This window comes from Pseudomonas sp. BNK-44-b (genome assembly GCF_047456245.1).
Classification (GTDB): domain Bacteria; phylum Pseudomonadota; class Gammaproteobacteria; order Pseudomonadales; family Pseudomonadaceae; genus Aquipseudomonas; species Aquipseudomonas machongensis.
Genome location: NZ_CP179908.1, coordinates 4,380,932 through 4,399,275, shown reverse-complemented (window position 1 = coordinate 4,399,275; position 18,344 = coordinate 4,380,932). Strand labels below are relative to the sequence as shown.

Annotated in this window: 11 protein-coding genes and 3 pseudogenes; 9 read left to right on the top strand and 5 right to left on the bottom strand. The window is 53.1% G+C overall.

Annotated elements, in window-relative coordinates; all coding sequences use genetic code 11:
- Positions 1-15: 15 nt before the first annotated feature.
- Complete coding sequence (locus tag ACMGGG_RS20130; RefSeq protein ID WP_414154289.1) at positions 16-501, bottom strand: hypothetical protein; 486 nt, start codon at positions 499-501, stop codon at positions 16-18.
- 344 nt (positions 502-845) lie between these two features.
- On the opposite strand from ACMGGG_RS20130, the gene ACMGGG_RS20125 reads away from it, so the two are divergent.
- The 3 genes and pseudogenes from ACMGGG_RS20125 to ACMGGG_RS20115 all read left to right on the top strand — a co-directional run.
- Positions 846-1,001 carry a hypothetical protein gene (locus tag ACMGGG_RS20125; RefSeq protein ID WP_414154288.1) on the top strand — a complete coding sequence of 52 codons (156 nt, stop codon included), beginning with the start codon at positions 846-848 and terminating at the stop codon, positions 999-1,001.
- A gap of 18 nt (positions 1,002-1,019) precedes the next feature.
- Entirely contained in the window at positions 1,020-2,573 is a 1,554-nt protein-coding gene (locus ACMGGG_RS20120) for a GMC family oxidoreductase (RefSeq protein ID WP_414154287.1), read from the top strand.
- A gap of 17 nt (positions 2,574-2,590) precedes the next feature.
- A pseudogene (locus ACMGGG_RS20115) lies at positions 2,591-2,817 on the top strand (integrase core domain-containing protein); the annotation flags it as partial.
- Between the two features lie 89 nt (positions 2,818-2,906).
- Here ACMGGG_RS20115 and ACMGGG_RS20110 read toward each other — a convergent pair.
- The 4 genes and pseudogenes from ACMGGG_RS20110 to ACMGGG_RS20095 all read right to left on the bottom strand — a co-directional run.
- Complete coding sequence (locus ACMGGG_RS20110) at positions 2,907-4,610, bottom strand: LeoA/HP0731 family dynamin-like GTPase (protein ID WP_414154286.1); 1,704 nt, start codon at positions 4,608-4,610, stop codon at positions 2,907-2,909.
- Positions 4,610-7,858: a DUF726 domain-containing protein gene (locus ACMGGG_RS20105; RefSeq protein WP_414154285.1), complete on the bottom strand. Its 3,249-nt coding sequence runs from the start codon at positions 7,856-7,858 to the stop codon at positions 4,610-4,612. Before ACMGGG_RS20105 ends, ACMGGG_RS20110 begins: the two co-directional genes overlap by 1 nt.
- 290 nt (positions 7,859-8,148) lie before the next feature.
- On the bottom strand, positions 8,149-9,060 hold the full coding sequence (locus tag ACMGGG_RS20100) for a restriction endonuclease (protein ID WP_414154284.1): 912 nt from the start codon (positions 9,058-9,060) through the stop codon (positions 8,149-8,151).
- Between the two features lie 296 nt (positions 9,061-9,356).
- Positions 9,357-9,537: pseudogene (locus ACMGGG_RS20095) on the bottom strand (WYL domain-containing protein); the annotation flags it as partial.
- A gap of 112 nt (positions 9,538-9,649) precedes the next feature.
- On the opposite strand from ACMGGG_RS20095, the gene ACMGGG_RS20090 reads away from it, so the two are divergent.
- The 6 genes and pseudogenes from ACMGGG_RS20090 to drmA all read left to right on the top strand — a co-directional run bounded on the left by ACMGGG_RS20090 (position 9,650) and on the right by drmA (position 18,343).
- Positions 9,650-10,318 (top strand): ankyrin repeat domain-containing protein, encoded by a 669-nt coding sequence (locus ACMGGG_RS20090; RefSeq protein WP_414154283.1) that lies wholly within the window; start codon positions 9,650-9,652, stop codon positions 10,316-10,318.
- Between the two features lie 249 nt (positions 10,319-10,567).
- On the top strand, positions 10,568-11,554 hold the full coding sequence (locus ACMGGG_RS20085; RefSeq protein ID WP_414154282.1) for an HNH endonuclease: 987 nt from the start codon (positions 10,568-10,570) through the stop codon (positions 11,552-11,554).
- Between the two features lie 1,517 nt (positions 11,555-13,071).
- Positions 13,072-13,332: pseudogene (locus ACMGGG_RS20080) on the top strand (transposase domain-containing protein); the annotation flags it as partial.
- Between the two features lie 55 nt (positions 13,333-13,387).
- Positions 13,388-13,675, top strand: a complete 288-nt coding sequence (locus ACMGGG_RS20075) for a helix-turn-helix domain-containing protein (RefSeq protein WP_414155828.1) — start codon at positions 13,388-13,390, stop codon at positions 13,673-13,675.
- Positions 13,672-14,919, top strand: coding sequence for a DNA cytosine methyltransferase (locus ACMGGG_RS20070; protein ID WP_414154281.1), 1,248 nt, complete (start codon positions 13,672-13,674; stop codon positions 14,917-14,919). The genes ACMGGG_RS20075 and ACMGGG_RS20070 overlap by 4 nt, the downstream gene beginning before the upstream one ends.
- Positions 14,912-18,343, top strand: coding sequence for a DISARM system helicase DrmA (gene drmA, locus ACMGGG_RS20065; RefSeq protein ID WP_414154280.1), 3,432 nt, complete (start codon positions 14,912-14,914; stop codon positions 18,341-18,343). Before ACMGGG_RS20070 ends, drmA begins: the two co-directional genes overlap by 8 nt.
- Position 18,344 lies beyond the last annotated feature (1 nt).

Sequence of the window (18,344 nt, the reverse complement as noted above, 5' to 3'; positions counted from 1 at the left end):
TTCGGGCCGCAGCACTCAGGAGCCCTTGATCTTGGCGAGTCCATGGGTGACGGAGATCAAACGCATCGTCAGTCCGAACTCTTCCACGGTGCCTTCGTAGACTGCTCGATAGATACCGGGGCCGGAATACTTCACAACGGTTCCGACATTGACAGGGGCATCGTGCAGCGGGTTGCCGTCTTTGTCATAGATGACCACACGGCTATAGCCCCAGGAAGAAGAGAAGCATTCCAGCGCTACATAGTTTGTGGGATTGTCGAAGGTCAGTTCAAAGGACGCCTCAACCGGCCAATGCCCGTTATTTCCGAAGACCACAAGGCTGTTATTACCGTCGCGGTCGATCACCATGAACGTGGCATCGCTGGTATTGGGATTCAGCGTGAGCGTGTATCCCGGCCTTTGCACTTCACCTTCGAGTGTACTGCCGGGTTTCAGGTCTTTAAAAGAATCAGTGATGTAGGAGATCTTGCGGCTCTCATAAAGCTCATTCATCTTGGTCATCTTGTGCTCCTGAGGGGCGAACCTCTGAGTTTCGGTTTGGATAACGACGAACGCATGAGGGCCGGTTGTATGCCAGGCCAAACAAGAAGGAGACCTACCCGCCCTACAGGCTTGGGGTCCATGTTGGGTGAGGAATAACAGGGCCGGCAACTGGCAGACTTGTCAGTTGCTGGTGGCCTGTAGGGCTTCTATATTCAGCGCTTTTGTTTGCATTTGGATTGAGTCGGCTACGAGCATTCACAAAGCCAGCACCCTGTGTCGGCAGGGGAGCAGCATTCAGTCATACAGCCACGGCTTGAGCTCGGCCAGGTTGCTGATGACCACCTGCTGTACCAATTCACTCCGTGGCTGTCATCCTGCTGCTGCTGCTGCTGCTGCTGCTGCTGCTGTTGCTGATGACCTACGTGCCTTTCTTTTTGCCGGCGCGCCCTGCGCCGGGTCGGATAATCGACCGATACCGGTGCGGCATGCTGCGCAGCAGAATCTTCGGTCCCTACTGACACTCAGGCACTGAACGCATGCAGCAACTGACTGATCACACTTACGATTTCATCGTCTGTGGCGCCGGCACCTCGGGGTGCGTGGTCGCCGCCCGCCTTGCCGACCAGCCCGGCGCCCGTGTCCTGCTGATCGAAGCCGGCAGTGCCTACACCGGCCAGGAGGTCACCGACCCCGCGCAATGGCCGGCGAACCTCGGTTCCGAGCGCGACTGGGGTTTCGAGGCGCAACCCAACCCCGCTTTGAACGGCCGCCGCATGGCGTTGAACATGGGCAAGAGCCTCGGTGGCGGTTCCTGCATCAACGTGATGGTGTGGGCTCGCGGGCACCGCACCGACTGGGACCACTTCGCCGAGGAAAGCGGCGACCCCGGCTGGGGCTACGAATCGGCGCTCGGCTACTACCGCCGCATCGAAAACTGGCAAGGCCGCCCCGACCCCCTGCGTCGCGGCTCGAATGGCCCCGTGCACGTCGCCCAACCTAGCGCGCCCCAGCCCCTCGCCTTGGCCACCCTGGAGGCCGCCGGCCAACTGGGCATCACCCGTTTCGACAGCCCCAACGGCGAGATGATGGAAGGCACCGGCGGCGTCGCCATCGCTGACCTGCGCATCAAGCAAGGCAAGCGTGACTCGGTGTACGACGCTTATATCGTGCCGCGGCTGCACAACCCGAACCTGCACATCCTCACGCAGGCGCTGGTGGCTCGCGTGTTGTTCGATGGCCGTAAGGCGAGAGGTGTCGAGGTCGTGGTCGAAGGCCAACTGCAGCGTTTCTACGTGACGGGTGAAGTGATCCTGTCGATGGGTGCGGTGAACACCCCCAAGGTCTTGATGCAGTCCGGCATCGGCCCGGAGGCCGAGTTGCGCGCGCACGGCATCCCGTTGCTCAATGTATTGCCAGGCGTGGGACAGAACCATCAGGACCACGTCGCCTTCGGCTGCACCTGGGCGTACTCGCAGCCGCAGGCGGTCGGCGGCGGAGGTTGCGAGGCCACCTTGTACTGGAAGAGCGACGCCCGCCTCGACGCGCCGGACTTGCTGCACTGCCAACTGGAATTCGCCGTACCTTCACCCCCCGAGGTCGGCATTGCCTCGCCGCCGCATGGGTGGACGATGTTCGCCGGCTTGGCCAGGCCCGTCAGCCGCGGACAGTTGCGGCTGTCAGGCGCTGGCGTGCTGGACAGGATGCTGATCGAGCCGAACACCTTGAGTGCACCGGAGGACATGGCCGCCGCGTTGGCTTCGGTCGAGTTGTGCAGGGAGTTGGGGAACCATCGCGCGTTTGCCGGGTTGGTGAGCGGAGAGGTCGTACCTGGACCGCGGGATAAGCAGGGAATGGAGCGATTCTTGCGCAACTCGGCGGTGAGTTTTTGGCATCAGTGCGGGACGGCGAAGATGGGCCGGGATGAGATGGCGGTGGTGGATCGCGCGTTGAGGGTTTATGGGGTGAGCGGCTTGCGAGTGGTGGATGCTTCGGTGATGCCGCGGATCACGGTGGGGAATACGATGGCGGCTTGTGTGGTGATTGGGGAGCGGGGGGCGGACCTTTTGATGGGCAGTCGAGCGGTGTTGTAAGGGTTCTGCTGATACGCAGCTTTCGAGGGGACGGGTGGGATAATGCACCGATGGAGCGTGTATTTCGCAGTTTGAAATCAGAGTGGATACCGACCACGGCTACCTGATCGTGCAACAAGTTCAACCAGACATTGGCCAATACCTGATGAGCCACTACAACTGGATCCGACCTCATCAGTTCAACGATGGACTGGCTCCGGCGAAAGCTGAAGAAAAACTCAAAACAGTGTCCGGGATGAGTTGACCACTACATATCGACGATAGGGCATGAGCCGACGAAGCCCGGTGTTGCAGCCCCAGGCTTCTGTCTGCCCTGTGCGAGTATTGGGGCGGTTAGTTCAACGTTCTGAACTCAGCATCGATGGTTTCAGCTTCAACCCGCCATGCTTGGAAGAGCTGTTGACGCACCCGGCTTTCATCCAGATTGCTTTGCAGCTCTTGTCGGCGAGTATTGAGCTGAAGGTAATCGGGGAAGAACTCTTCCTTGAAACGTTCAGCGTTCACCAGAGCGATGAAGTCCTGGCGCTGTTTTTCGAAGTTGTCGACCATCGTTGCAATGGTTTTCTTGAAGGCTTCTTCGCGTTTGTATTGCTCCCAGCTGTCCCACGCTTCGAGTGCCACACCCAGCAAAGCCAGGGCACCATTAGCGCCCTTGGCGAATTTCACTGCGCCCCAGGGTTTGAACTTCAGGTACTTGCCGATATCCATGCCAACCGTCTTGGCGATCGTCGAGATGCCATCTCGAGCGGCCAGTACCGTGGTGTTGTTGATGAGATTGCCCTTGAGCACGTGGTTGATGCCTTGTTTTCCCAGGGCTTTGACCGTCGTATTGAAGTGATTGACCTCACTGTCGAAGCCAACCTGCATCTTCTCGACCTCAAGCGTGATCGACTGGGTCTGGCGGCTGAACTCGTTTTGCAGCCGTGTAGCGAGGATGATGCCTTCGGCACCGACCTCTCGTTCGAAGAAATCGGTGAACGTTTCAAGGCTACAGCCTTTGGCCTGCAGGATCAGATCGGCGAAGTAGCGCGTGGCAAACTCGCGCAGGCTGATACGTGCTTCTTCGATCTGCTGACCGGTGCTTGCCAATTGCTTACCTAACCGACCATTGAGCTCGTCGAGCTTGCTGACTTCGAGGGAAACCTTGTGCTCGTTCTCGACAGCGATCGGCAGTTGGTTGTTGAGCACATCGCGAATTACGCTGGTGCGCATTTCATTGGCCAGCGCAGCGCTGCCACCATTGTGCTCGATCTTCGCTGTGGTCGCCGTCTGCAGCGTTGCGATATGCGACAGCGCCTTGAATTCTTCAAGGTTGGACAGCCAGTGCTCGGCCCCCAGGTCAAAGGGATTGGCAGCCACTGCAACTATCGAAAGATCGGCTGCTTCCTGATCGCTCAGACCAATCTGTTCGCGAAGCCTGCCCGTGACGTTATCGCGCTTGATCTGCAGATTGGACTGATAGTCCTGTTCGTCTTCAACATCAGCCACCTCATCGAAGCGACTGAGCACGAACACCGTGCGCGGCAGCAGACCCAAGGTGCGGAACAACCAGGTCAGGTCTTCCTTATGGCTTTCCTTGATCGGGTTGGTCGAGTTCATCACGTACAGCACCAGGTGAGATTCGCTCACGTACTTCTTGGTGATGTCCTTGTACTTCTCGATGGCATGGGTTTCGGCGTTTTCCTGCTCTTTGAAACCGAACAGGCCCGGGGTGTCGATCAGTACGAAATCATCATCGACCTCGTAGATTTTCACCTCGTTAGAGGACTCTGCATGACTGATCTTCATACTGGATTTATCCAGCTTCTCCATCCAGGCTGCTGCAATCGATGTCTTGCCCTCGGAGAAGCCGCCGATCAGTGCGACCTTGAGTTTTTCACCGGATACGCTGTTGATGGCGTTCCTCAACTTGCTGCTCAGGGCCCCGTCGATTGGCACACCGGCCTGTGCACCCTGATCGAGAAAACCTTGCAACCGTTCGAGCAGCGACAGTGCGTCGGCCTGTTGGGCCTTGAATGTCTTGAGGGTATTTTTCATTACAGTTTTCCTGCGATTTCGATTTGGCGGGAGAGCACTTTCAGGCGTTTGGTGGAGCGCGCCAGCGTTTCAACCTGGCTGGAAGCTTGCTTGGCAGGTGCTTCCAGCGCCCGATCAAGTTGCTCGATCGTCTTCTGCATTTCGCTCAGTGCGCTTTCCAGATTTTCACGTAATGCACTGCGCAGTTGTTCGGTAGCGCTGAGCAGGTTTTTATCGGTTGCCTGGCGTTGCTGAGATTTCTTGAAGTCGGAATCGAATGCGCCCCAGATCGCTTTGCCAACCGAGATCAAAGCGGTCAGTACCGAAGCCCCCACGAACCACAGGCTGGCACCGCCGGTGAAGGGAGCTGCTGCGATTCCCAGAAGGCTGGCGATCAGTCCCGCAACCTTGATGCCATTGTCGATTTTGATATTGAGTTTGAACGGCTGATTGAACTTCATGCTGCCGAGCTTTCCATAGCTCGCGGTCAGTTCCTGAGCATGCTTTTCGAATCGTTTGAGAATATCGTCGGCAGCCTTCTGGAAGGTGCCCACTTCAACGTTGATGACCTTGGGCAACTGCTTGCCCAACGCGTGTTGCTGTTCCTCAAGCTGTTCGCTCAGGGCTGCCTTGAAGGCATCGTTGCTGATGTCTCCTTCGATCTTCGCATAGACGCTGTTTCGCACCTTGCTGGCGAAGCTGTGGATCAAGGTCTCGCCTGATGATTCAAGGCGCTTCTTCAGCGCACTGAAGCTGCTGTTCAACTGACTCTTGGCGCTTTGCTCTTCTTCGTTGAGCTTGGCCGCCAGCGCCGAAAGCGTTTGTTGAACACCTGAGAGCGTGCCGGTGGTGTCGGTGAGTGCTTCATTAGCCTTATTGAAGTTGGCCCGAATGATCTTGGACTGGCCGTCACGGATCAATTTCTCGTCGAGCAACTGCAGGAAGCCTCGCAGGCGAGACTTCTCCAGGAGTTCGTCGGCACCAAAGTCCGCGAGCACCTTGGCCCGACGATTGGCGTTCGATGAACCCGGCGCGAAGTGATGGGTCGAGGCAAGGAATGCTGGCAATGCGGTCAGCGCGAACACCTCCCGGTAGTGTTTGCCAAGCTGGTCGGCCATCTTCTGATCTAGGCCAGCAAGACTCGTGGTTTCGTCTTCGGAAACCAGTGGTCGGCCGTTCAGGGAGTTCTTGGGGCTGGTGATCTTCTTGTTGAAGATTGTCCAGACTTCGGTTTGTGCAGAGAGATGCTTCTTGATCTTCTCCAGTGTGCCCAAGTTCTGCCCATCGCCCGTCTGCGGAGGTGCTGCCTGGTTGGTGACGTAGAATACGGCGTGAGCAATTTGTACGGCGCGCTCGATTTCCTCCAGTACCAACCCTTCCTTGCCTTCGATACCCGGTACATCCAGCAAGGCGAAGGGGTGGCCGTCCAGTTCGAGGTCATAACGCTGTGTTTTGCGCGTGAAGTCGGCACTACCGTCACCGATGATCTGCCCGTCGGCATGGACCTTCAGCTCGGTCACCAGTTGCACCAACTGAGTTTCAACTTCCAGGCGCTGTTGTACGAGCGTCCGTTGCTGCTCAGTAGTCGCTGCCTGTTGAGCGGTAAGCGCCGTACAAGCATCGTCGCGTGCACGGGTGACTTCGGCTAACTTCTGCTCGAGTTCAGTGCGGGCGTGCTCGGCTTTCTGCCGTTCGGTGTCCAGTGTCACTGCAGCGCTGTCGCGTGCTGCCGTGGCGGTGGCCAACCGGGCAGTGGCATCGTTGAGCTGTAGTTCTTCCGGCATTTTTCTGAACAGGTTCAGCAGCGTCTGCCAGAGCGAAGCCGTGCTTTTACGTTCGGCGAGAAGGCTGTGCAAACGGGTAACGGCAGCTAGAGCATCTTTGTGTGCGTGCTCGTGTTGCTGGAGCGTGTTGTCCAATCTCTGTGTCAGCTCGCTGGACTGGGCATTGGCCTGATCCAACGCTTCGCGAGCCTGCTGGTAGGGTTGTTCGTACTGCTGCACTGCGGCGGTCAACTGCCGCGTGAGTTCATCAAGTCGCGCTTCGGTCTCCTCAATGCTTTGTTGCAAGCGCTGGAGGTTTTCTTCAGTCAGTTCGTACTGTTCGTGCAGCTTGCGGAAGGCCTCCTGGCTCGCGCGCTTGCCTGGCTCCTGCAACAGAATCCGCAACGTCTCGATGAGTGTCGACTTGCCTGCCCCGGTTTCACCATAGAAGGCGATGGTGAAGGTGTTCCACTCGGCGTTCTTCTCCAGTTCCGCCAACCGATCGAACAGCGCAGTACGATGTTCGGTGAGCCGCCGCAGCGCTTCCTTCCTGGCCAGGTTCAAGGCTTCGTCGTCCGAAGAGTGCCTCAGCTCACCGATGATGAGGGCCAACTCATCGTTGATTTGCTGGTAAACCTCGCGGGGGCTGTTCAGTTCGAGAGTCATGTAGGGTTCTTCGGTGGATTTTTCGGGCGCCTGGGTCGGCGGGAAAGCATCGGCATGAACCAGGGTGGGCTCAGGAGCGTTCGGCGTAATTGCTTTGAAGCGTGTTTCGGTCAACACCTCGGGGAGTCGCTCCCAGTAATCTGTGTGACCAAAATCGTTCATTTCGACGCTTTCGAAATGCTCGACCACGTTGCGTCCCAGGCAGGTTTCGCCCCAATTGAGCAGCAACGTCCGGTCTGTCTTGGAATACGCGTTGATCATCCTGCCTTGCAGGAGCTTGCGCATCTGACTCGCTTCAATGGCTGAGACCTCGACTGCCGCAGCCATCAGCAGTACATCGTTGATTGCCAACTGGTGCCTTTTGGAGAAGCTTTTCAGACTGCTGACGACCACCCGACCGCCAAGAGAGTGGCCGATCAGATTGATGGTTTCTACCTGAGGGTGTTTGGTGCGCAGGTACTCTTTCAGTTGATCGAGCAGCACAACACCCATGCTCTCTGCACGAGCGCGGGCATCGCTGAAGTTCTTCAGACGGTCTTTGACCACGGCCCCCACCAATCCCAAGGAAGGACCGAAGCCCCCGGTAGCGCCGACCGGTACGAAGTTAAGGCTGCCCGCACCCAGCGACCAGAATGAAGCGATGTCGAAGTGCAGATAATGGTTTGATGGCCAGAACGCAAAGATATTGATGAAGTTACCGAGTTGCGCGGGAATTCTTTCAAGCAGGAGTTGCTTATCTTCGTCGTTGTGCCCGGCGCTGTAGCCATGGATGAAGATGTTGGCTTCGGTCGTGTTGGTGCTGGAGGACGGCGACGACTGGAACAGGAATGGCAGGGACATCGGCGGCTCCCTATCTGCAGGCGTGCTGCTTGCGGGGCGGTATTGGCCGAGAGGGGGAGTCTGAGTACTCCAGACACAGATGCGATGAGGTCTGGCGGCTGAGGAGGGAGTCCTTGGCTTGGTCCATAGCTGCAACTTCCTTGTGATCGTGAACCGGGTTTTGTGTGGATGCCTGGAAGGGAATTTACCTCGTTTAGGTGGCATATTGCCATGCCTGGGGCAGGAACGACGCAGATTCGCTGCGGAGATCGGCGCAGGCGCATCGGCAGGAGGTCAACGCCACGGCGCAGTTAGTCCTCGGTGAAGTAGTCGCTATCCAGATGCTTCACTTCGTAGACCTGTTTAACGCTGCAGCCCAGGTTGTAATCGACCATCAGGCCGGCGAGTTCGGCACCATCGATAAGCACTACTTTAATGTCCAGGCTCAGGGCAGCTTCGCGGGCTCCGGCGGAGAAGTCGGATGTCGTGATGAAGACGCCTTTACGGGCGCGTTTACGGGTCAGCGCCCCGATGAACTTATCGATCTCCGGCCGATGCACCGTGTTACCCCAGCGCTTGGCTTGCAGGTAGATGACATCCAGCCCGAGCTTGTCTTCCTTGATGATGCCGTCGATACCATCGTCGTTGGTTTGCTGGGTTGCGCTGCCGGCCTCTTTGCGTGAACCCCCGTAGCCCATGGCGATCATGAGATCGACTACTAATTGCTCGAAGAATGTCGGCGAAGCGGCACGGACTTGGGCGAGGAGGTCGTCTGCCAGCGATTGCATCAGTGCCTGGTGGGCTGTGGACAGTTGTTCATCAGGAGTGGATTGCTCGGTGGGGTCAGGTTGGGCTGCCAGTATTGAGTTGGTGGCAGGGGGCGTGGTGTGGAACGCGGCGAACTCTGGAAATTGCTTGAGCCAACTGACAGTGATGCGGGCAGGGCCGTTGTTAAGGGCCTCAAGGCCGCGTGGAGTGATCTGGACCAGGCCTTTGGCCGGGATCACGAGCAGGCCGGCTTTGTTTAGATAGGTGCGCGCCCAGCCGACTCGGTTGTTGATGACTGTTTGTTTACCGGAGGGGAGGCGTTCGGTGCGTTCGTTCTCGGTTAGGTTGAACTCGTTGGCTACGTGCTCGCGTAGGTCACTGAGCGTGAGCGGAGCGCGTTCGGCAACGATAGCCAGGATCGGGCGCATGAGGGTTTGGAAGTCTGGGATGGGCATGGGGGAAGTCCTTTTCAGAATTTGGGGCTGATGGCGAAGCGGGATAGGGGAAGCTTGGGGAGGTTGGGCGTTTTTGTCGAGCCGGGGTAATTTGAAACCGGTCGATATCTATCTGTTTTTGCTGGTAAATAATTTTTTGCTCAACTTGCTTGGAATACCAGTTGGAACGCTGCGTGGTCTGGATTCCGATGGACGGTGCTGTTGGAGCTACGCGCCATAAACGAAACGGCATCGAATCTATAAAAATTTCGGCCGCCCGGGGCGCCCTTGGCCTGGCAGGGCCAGTCGTTCATCAGCTAAGGGTGCAGTTCCCAGAGTTTTTTGACCACGATATGCTGGGCTTCGGGTCTGGTTGCGAGGGTCGATGTGGTAGCGCTGCAGTACGTATTTCATTAAGGCCTTGCGGCTTGGTACCACAAGCTGCCCACTTAGCATGCCACAGTCGGCTTCGATGATCTCCTTTTGTGCCTCGTTCAGACAGCATAAGGTGGCGGATGCTACGTTACCTCTTACACCAGGCTCGGAAGCTGCGTTGACCGAGCTACCTACGACATTCATTCTTTCGGCTCAATTCATTCAGGGACGAACCATGACGTACCCCACCACTGTAATCACACTTCTTGAGCAAGTATTGGCTCCCACGGGATATTGCAGCCGCGATATGCAAGCCCACGGCATGGGGGACTGGCACGTTTGCGTGCTGCTCGATTGCATTTTTCCTCTGTCTCAGCTAAACCCGCAGGCGCTGAATGACAGGGATTACGCTGGGCATACCCCGCTGGACATTGCATATCAGTTGAACCGTAAAGCGCTTATTGGGCCGTTGCAAGAGCTTGGTGCTGAAGGAAACAAGGCGATTCTTGAATACAAGGGCGTCGGCGTATTTATAGAGAATGACAGGTACGTGCACCTGCCCGCCAAGCAAGGAAAGCTAAAAACGCTGGAAAAACGGCATGCAGAAGGGGGATGCCTCAACAGTCGAGATGGAGAGTTGAACACGCCTATTCATTGGCTTGCTGCTAACGGCCACTTCAAAGCGGCCAAGCACTTTTCCGAAAAGCATTTTATTTTTGGAATCGATATTGATGCCAAGAACAATGACGGTAACACGCCGCGAAATCTGGCAATCCTGGCTGGTCATCAAGACATAGCTGAACAGCTGTTGACCTGGGAGATTGATAATTACATAACTGGTGTCCGGATGCGCCACAAAGTTTCTGCAGGCCTGAAAGAGATGTTGCCTAGGTACAAAGACTGAATCAGAGCTGGGCGCGAATACCCACTAGATAGTCGGGTGGCGCTAAGAGTCTGGGCAATTGCGTCGGTCCTTTATGCATATGGGTTGCCGTGCCTCTAAACAGGGCGCCTCGAAAGGAATTAAAAACAGCACCAGTAATTTTATAGAATATTCCCACTCGGAATATTTGACCCTTCAGATATATATTCATGGCGGTCGGGTTGCGCAGGATAAATTTGCAGAATTTCGATAAAAGGCAGGGGTCATTAAGTGATTGAGTTTGCAGAAAATTACAAGCCGTCCGAAATTTATATGTTAAAAGAAAGGACTTTTGTTGGGCGGCTCGGGCCATGCCGATATTGCGGGAAGCAGGTCCCGGAAGTAAAATTCAGCAAGGAAGCACATTCTTTGCCAGAGCTTATAGGAAATAAGCTGCTTTTCTCTAGAGATGAGTGCAACACATGCAATGAGTACTTTGATAAACATCTCGAAAACCATCTCGCCAATTTTTTAGGAATATCAAGAACTACTACTAGAGTTGACGGAAAAAAAGGTACGCCAAAATTTAAATCCCGCTCCGGCGAGCGAGTGGAGATGATCGGAAATAGCCTTGTTATTCTAGAAGTTGAGGGTTCGGGATTAACCGAACTTAACGACGATTCGGGGGTGTTTACTATAAAAACAGAAACCAACCCGTATATTCCTGAGCAAGTATATAAATGCTTTGTAAAAATGGCAATGTCTATCATGCCTGAATCAGAGCTGAAAGGATACTCACAATGTATCGAATGGATACGATTCAACAAGAAGCCTGCAAAGTTTGATCCCGGCGCATTAAAAATATACAAGACCTTTGTGCCCGGGCACAAGCCATTTCCCAGAATATGGCTTCAGCTTTTCAAAAGAACAGGTGATAAGAAAAAATACCCGCACATGATTTGCAATATTGCGTTCGATAATTTCGTATTTAATTTCACAGTGCCCTTCGGGTCAAAAGACAAAATTGTTGACTGGAAAAAATCAAAGCTACTAAGTTTTCCGTTTTTTGAGGGAATGCTACCAGGACAAAAGGGTAAGGCACAAACGGAGGTTTTGGATCTAACTGAGAAAACATCAAAAAGAAATAAAAATAACGCCTATATGCAGACGTTTCAAGAATGGACATCTCCTCCTCTCGAGGAAATACCAACAGAAGTGTTGGACAGAATTAAAGAGTTAGGCTTGGAATTTTCCGCTAAACTACCAGAGGACAGCTGAGTTCAGTTTCTAGATCGATGCTGCGCAACTTTTGATTAGTCGATGGAATATTTAGAAAGCTGGACTCATGAGCATACACGCCCGACAAGAATAGTAGGTACGAGCGCGTAAATGCGTGGCGCTAAACAGATGCTTTCGCATGGGCAATGTCAGAGCCAGATGTCTCCACGCTTCCTTGCTGAGGTGTTGGTCGGCTGGATCGACCAGCCTGCGCTTTGATGTAGCCCAATGGCCGCCGTGTTGGGATGGTGATAGCGATTTGGTATACCGTAAGAAACGGCTGCCAGGGCTCCTTGAGACATAGGGATGGGAGGTGGCCCAGTGAAGGCACCTCCGTGATGAGTTATCGCAATTGCAGAAAACTGAGTCCCAATGCCAAGGGGCAATAGGGAGTAAGGCAGATCACCCGAGAGTAGAACGGGTCCTCCAGCCCTGATTATCCTCATCGCATATCCACTGTCATTTCGATTGCTGCGAGCGCCTGTACCTTTCCATAGCTCTATTCCACTCCTGATGCTAAGGAACGGAGCAGAAAGCAGAGTCAGGTTGGTACCCAGAAGAGCCTGGAGCCGGGCCGCATTTGGCCCGACTGGTTGATCAGGCGCATACCACGCGAGATTCCGAAGCTCCGGAATTTTGCTGACGGCTAACGAATAGTGGTCAAAGTCCCAGTGAGACAGTACGACAAATCCCGATTGAGGCACCCTTTTCTGTTCCAGAAACACGCTGGGGAATGTATTGTGATGAAAAAACAGCGGCCCTCCTACGTCAAAGTACCCCATGATTGGAGATGTGATGTTTTTGCTGGAATGGATGGCTGAAAAGCTAGCTTGACCGACGTCAACTACCCTCACAAACGGACCGCTCGCGTTTCGTTGAGGACGCCAACTTGAAAGCTGTTGGACGTGTTTCGCATCAGGAGCTTGGCAAAACTTGACCAGCTTTTGTTCAATTCTACTCGCCGCAAACGGCCCTCCTCCTATGCGGACAGCGTCGGTAATGTTCGTGCGAACGACCCTTCCGCCGTAGTCACCATCAGCGGAGAGGTACCAAGCTGGAGGATCTCCTGGACTGTCTTGGAGCTTAAACTCGATCCAGCTTCCCTCTTCCCAATGGCTCCCTGGGAAGCGCGCTTCCAAACGATTGATGGTTGAAAGGATCCGAACTATCAAAAGATCATGAGCCGTGTCCCTGACGCTCACACCCTTCTGGAGTGCCTCTACTCGAAGGCTATCCAAAACTAAATTCACGCGCCCTCGGTTACTCTCCTTAGGGTCAGGGTAAGTCACTGCTTCAACAAAGCCATAAGCCTTAATAACCGGCCTTTCCTGCCCATCCATGGTCAATCCTCACTCATGATCAATGACGCTTTGAAAACCCAGATTCCCCAAGAGCATCGCGTTGCGATGAAAAGGCGCAGGGGGGCTCGGTGCTTGCGGGACTTTATGCCCCCAACACACAGGGCGCCCTCCTGGAAGATATAGGATGAGCAGTCTCTATTCCAGGCGGAATGAGCCAGGTACCTGGACGATGGGGCTGTGCGTATCGACAACAGCTTGGTGGAGAACCAGATACGGCCATGGGCATTCCTTCGCTCGAACTTTTTGTCTGCCGGGTCGCTGCGCAGCGGTAAGCGGGCGGCTGCAATCATGAGCCTGATACAGTCAGCGTGCATGAAGGGGCATGATCCGTATACCTATCTCAAAGATGTGCTGAGGCGATTGCCGACACAACCGGCCAGTAAGATCGCGCAGTTGCTGCCGCATCAGTGTGTGCCGGCCTGGCTTACGCAAGGTGAGTTAGGTGTACGCTTGCTCTGCGTCGACATTTTTAATGGGACAAAGGCGTGGTATGATTCTTCAGCGGTTCAAAATGATCTTCTGTAGAGCAAATTGGGTGATTTCTATGATCAAGTGCCACCTCTCAAGGGTGATGGGTGAGCAGAAGCTAAAAATTTCAGATGTCTCGAGGGACACTGGAATAAATAGGGGCACCTTGACGAGAATGTACTACGAGACCCTGGTGAGAATAGATTTAGACACAATTAATACCCTCTGCGAGTATCTGGCTGTATCTTTAGATGAGCTGCTCGAATACCAGAGATGTGAGAAGAGCGCATGAGTAGTAAGCAGACTAAAACAATGATTTCCCTTTTTAGCGGCGCTGGAGGGTTGGACCTCGGACTGAGCGCGGCGGGATTCATGAATAAACTCTGCGTAGAAATTGATTTGAATGCTCAGAAGACTCTCGCTCTAAATTATCCAAAGTTGAAGCTTGCTTCTTCAGGGGATATCCATGCATTAGCACCGAGCGAATTATTGAGGCAGTCAGGGCTTAAACCGAGAGAGCTAACTCTGCTTGCAGGCGGACCACCATGTCAGCCATTCTCCAAATCAGGATACTGGGCTACAGGAGATACAGATCGTCTAACAGATCCTCGTGCAAAGACCTTGAGGGCCTATTTGGATATAGTCCGAGAAGCCCTGCCGGAAGTGATATTGCTTGAAAATGTCAAGGGTATTGCCTATTCTGCAAAGGATGAAGGTCTAAAGCTTTTTGTTAGTGAGTTGGAAAGTATCAATCGCGCTAGAAAAACCAGCTACCATCCACATGTGATTGCCATAAATGCTGCTGACTATGGTGTGCCTCAATCAAGAGAGCGTGTTTTCATTGTCGCGAGTAGAGATGGGAAAGAATTTAAATTACCCGAGCCTACGCACTTTGACCAAGAAAAGATACCTGGTAAAGGTCTGCCATATTTGACGGCGTGGGATGCCATCGGGGATTTAGATGTTGATATTTGGCTAGATGAAGTTAAGCCAACAGGTAAATGGGCTGATTTACTACCTACAATTCCCGAAGGTCAAAACTATCTGTGGCACACTGAAAAAATGGGGGGGGTACCGTTATTTGGTTGGAGAACCAGGTTCTGGTCATTTCTTCTAAAGCTGGCCAAAGATAAACCAAGCTGGACAATCCAAGCTCAGCCTGGCCCGGCGACAGGGCCCTTTCACTGGAAGGGAAGGTTGCTTTCTGTTCGTGAACTCGCTCGCTTGCAAACATTCCCTGATTACTATCAGTTTGCAGGAGATCGACGTGCAGCGCACGTGCAAATTGGCAACGCAGTTCCTCCCGCGATTGGAGAGTTTTTGGGGCTAGAAATTCTACGTCAATTTTTTGATGACCGTGTTCGAAGCAAGCTTAAACTGATACCTAAAAAGCGTACCGATTGCCCATCACCAGAAAAGCCTAAAGCGGTACCGAAAAAATATTTGTCATTAAGCGGTGCTCACGATGCCCATCCGGGAACAGGGAAAGGTCCAGGAGCACAGAAACGCGAACCGAAGGGACAAATCAATGGCTAATAGTAGTAAAAGAGAGTCGCGCTCAAGAATTCTTGAAACCCTGAAGCGAGAGCTGATGGGGCCTACTTCAGTTGATGAAACGATCTCTGAATATCCAACTACTCGGTATATCATAGGTCGTTTGGCACCTCTCGAATCGGAAATTCCCGATTATGAAAATGATGAATTAGCGTCAGGTAATGATGATGCTGAGAGCGGTGATTACGAGCCTCAGCCTCCAATCATTGTCGGCTTTAGCCCCTCATCCATGGGGCTCTCATTCCTCCTTTCCCAGGACACTAAAACGCTTAATGGCAGAGCCTCCTGGGGTGACTATCGACTGGAGAAGGATGAGGCCGATGGAGGTAAGTATTGGCAGCGTTACCAAAGATCTGTTTTGGTAGAAGGCATCCCGGTTGATGCTATTGGTAAGATCCGTCCGATTCCGTTATCAAAATCTAATTCCCCCGCATCCGTCATCATCACTCCGGATGGATTTAGGCTGCCAGGTGACAATGGTGATGGAGATTGTCTGGTCTATCTGGAAGGCGTGGTTCATCATATCAATGGTACTAAGGCGGTCAGCCTCTTTCTGGTGAATCGTCGCCCCAAAGGCGAAGATGCAGACAAGACAAAAGATCAACAATGGTTAATGCAGCCAAGACTTGAGTTGTTTGCGTCGGATAAGAGTCACGTATTCATCGCTAAGGCGATTGAAAATGATATATCCAAAGATCCAGAAGTTTCGGCAGCTAATCTTCTGTACCGAGATGCTAAAGAATTTGCGACAGGGCATGGTGTGGCTGCTGGGTGGGATGGTCTGAATACCCAGCGTGACCGTGCGAGCTTCTTGTTCACTGATTTTACCCCAGATTTCGAAGTGCCAAGCCTGATAGCTAAAAGCGGTGCTATTCCTGGTTTGAACTTGGATATGTTGGAAATAAGTAAATGTAAGGCGCCCGATGATTTATTTCATGCTATCGAACCACTGGTTTTAGCCTATGAGCAGTGGGTGGCAGACAGAGCAGTGGAGGCGAACGGCACCCCGTTTAATTCTACCTCAGAAAGTAAAGATACCGCTAAGGTACTTATAGGGGCATGCGAAGATACAGCCCGGAGGATGCGCGAAGGGTTGGAGCTAATACGAGACGAGAAAAATGCCTATGAGGCATTTCTTTTTGCTAACCATGTTATGTGGGATCAACGTATACACGCAATTTGGGCGGGACGAAACCGTGAAAAGGGTGAAGTCATTGGTTCCCCTGCTGACTTCGATCACGCAAACAACCGTACCTGGCGCCCCTTCCAGATGGGCTTTATTTTGCTCAACATCGCTAGCATGGTGAACAAACCAAAGGTGGGGGAAAAATTTGTAGCCGACCGACAACTCGTAGACTTGCTTTGGTTTCCAACTGGTGGTGGTAAGACAGAGGCCTATCTTGGCCTGGCCGCATTTACCCTGGCTCACCGACGCTTGCGCGGAGATGTCAACGGGTTGGATTCCAGTGCCGGTGTAGCAATTATCATGCGCTATACGTTGCGCCTTCTCACGGTACAGCAATTCCAGCGTGCCACAGCGCTTATCTGCGCATGCGAGTTGGTGCGCAGGAGCAAACCTGAAAAATGGGGAAATGAGCCATTTAAAATTGGTCTCTGGGTGGGTAAGGCAACGACACCTAATGATGCAAAGGCATCGGGTAAGGCCCTGGAAGACTTGGATGAGGGTAAAAAGCCGCGAGATGGCAGTCCGGTTCAGTTAGTATCTTGCCCTCGCTGCGGTACCTCATTGGTAACGCCGCAAGGAAAACCAGAAAACCAGACATATGACTTTGATAATGCACGACTGAGAACGCTTGTTCGTTGTCCTAATCCTAAGTGCGAATTTTGTGCTCGAAAATCGAATAATCACGGCCTGCCTGTTGTAGTTGTAGATGACGAGATTTATCGCGAGTGTCCTTCGATGGTCATCGCCACCGTGGATAAGTTTGCTCGTATGCCATTTAAAGGTGAAATTCAAGCGCTCTTTGGCTTTAGAGATAGAATTAGCCCAGTCTATGGGCATTTAACTTCAGGGCATGGTGAAAAACCAAATCAACGAGTTGTCAAAGACGATCAACCTGCACGCCGATTAGTACCCCCTGAATTGATTATTCAAGACGAATTGCATCTGATTTCAGGCCCGTTAGGGACTATGGTTGGATTGTATGAGACTGCGGTGGATTTTCTTACAAGAGTTGAGGTTGAAGCTGGCGTTACGATACCGGCCAAAATAATTGCCTCCACCGCAACCATCCGCAGAGCTCGTGAGCAAATTCGCCAGCTCTACAATCGAGATTTAGCAATATTTCCCCCCAGCGGCTTATCATCCAAGGACTCATTCTTTGCTAAAGAGCAGGAGATTAAAGAGGACGATGATAATACCGCTGGTCGACTTTATTTGGGTTTGAATGCCCCAGGTTCCAGCACCAAAACTTTATTGGTGCGCGTTTACTCTGCATTGTTGGCAGCAGGTGGAGCTGAAATAACTCGGGATAACGAAGCCGCAGATCCCTATGCAACGGTTGTAGGCTACTTCAATAGCATGCGCGCACTTGGGGGGGCTCGTCGTCTGGTGGAAGATGACATTAAGAAGCGCTTGCGCTATTTGGCACAGCAGCGAGGGTTGCCTCAACGATATATAAATGATCCCGATGAATTGACTAGCCGTTTGGATTCCTGGCGCATTCCTGGCCTTCTGAAACGCTTGGACAACAAGTTTCCGCGCGAGCAGGGAAAACAATACCCGGTTGATGTTTTACTTGCTACCAATATGATATCCGTGGGTGTGGATATTGACCGCTTAGGGCTAATGGTTGTGACCGGTCAACCGAAAAGTACCTCTGAATACATTCAGGCTACCAGTCGTGTAGGTCGTAAGCATCCTGGCTTAGTCATTACTATGTATAACTGGCTCGGCGCGCGTGATCTTTCCCACTATGAACATTTTAGGGGTTATCATGCGGCGCTCTATAGGTATGTAGAAGCCATAAGCGTCACGCCTTTTTCTTCTCGAGCATTGGATCGTGGTTTGCGTGGTGCGTTTGCGGCTATGCAGCGTTTGGGTGGGGATAATATGGCAAGGGAGGGGCAAGCTCAAAATTTTGACGCTGCACTAGCCAGCACGGACTTGATGATCACGGACATTACTCTGCGCGCCGCTGACCTGGTGGGTAAGAAAAATGCCAAGTTGGTTAATGAGCGTCTGATGTCTAGCCGAGATGATTGGGCTCACTATGCTGAAGAATTGTTGCGTTACTCTTGGTTGAAAAGCGGTGAGCGACCACCGAACAATTCCAGAGTTTTGTTGAAAACCTCAGGCACGGATAACGAAGGCCAATGGTCTACCCCCGGATCTTTGCGGGAAGTTGAGCCAACAGCGGCATTTTATCTGAGTGATGAGGAGTAAA

Excerpts from the sequence above, each read along its gene's own strand:
- ACMGGG_RS20120 (WP_414154287.1), top strand. The coding sequence starts at position 1,020 with ATGCAGCAACTGACTGATCACACTTACGATTTCATCGTCTGTGGCGCC.
- ACMGGG_RS20100 (WP_414154284.1), bottom strand. The coding sequence starts at position 9,060 with ATGCCCATCCCAGACTTCCAAACCCTCATGCGCCCGATCCTGGCTATC.
- ACMGGG_RS20105 (WP_414154285.1), bottom strand. The coding sequence starts at position 7,858 with ATGTCCCTGCCATTCCTGTTCCAGTCGTCGCCGTCCTCCAGCACCAAC.
- ACMGGG_RS20070 (WP_414154281.1), top strand. The coding sequence starts at position 13,672 with ATGAGTAGTAAGCAGACTAAAACAATGATTTCCCTTTTTAGCGGCGCT.
- ACMGGG_RS20110 (WP_414154286.1), bottom strand. The coding sequence starts at position 4,610 with ATGAAAAATACCCTCAAGACATTCAAGGCCCAACAGGCCGACGCACTG.
- ACMGGG_RS20075 (WP_414155828.1), top strand. The coding sequence starts at position 13,388 with ATGGGACAAAGGCGTGGTATGATTCTTCAGCGGTTCAAAATGATCTTC.
- ACMGGG_RS20090 (WP_414154283.1), top strand. The coding sequence starts at position 9,650 with ATGACGTACCCCACCACTGTAATCACACTTCTTGAGCAAGTATTGGCT.
- drmA (WP_414154280.1), top strand. The coding sequence starts at position 14,912 with ATGGCTAATAGTAGTAAAAGAGAGTCGCGCTCAAGAATTCTTGAAACC.
- ACMGGG_RS20130 (WP_414154289.1), bottom strand. The coding sequence starts at position 501 with ATGACCAAGATGAATGAGCTTTATGAGAGCCGCAAGATCTCCTACATC.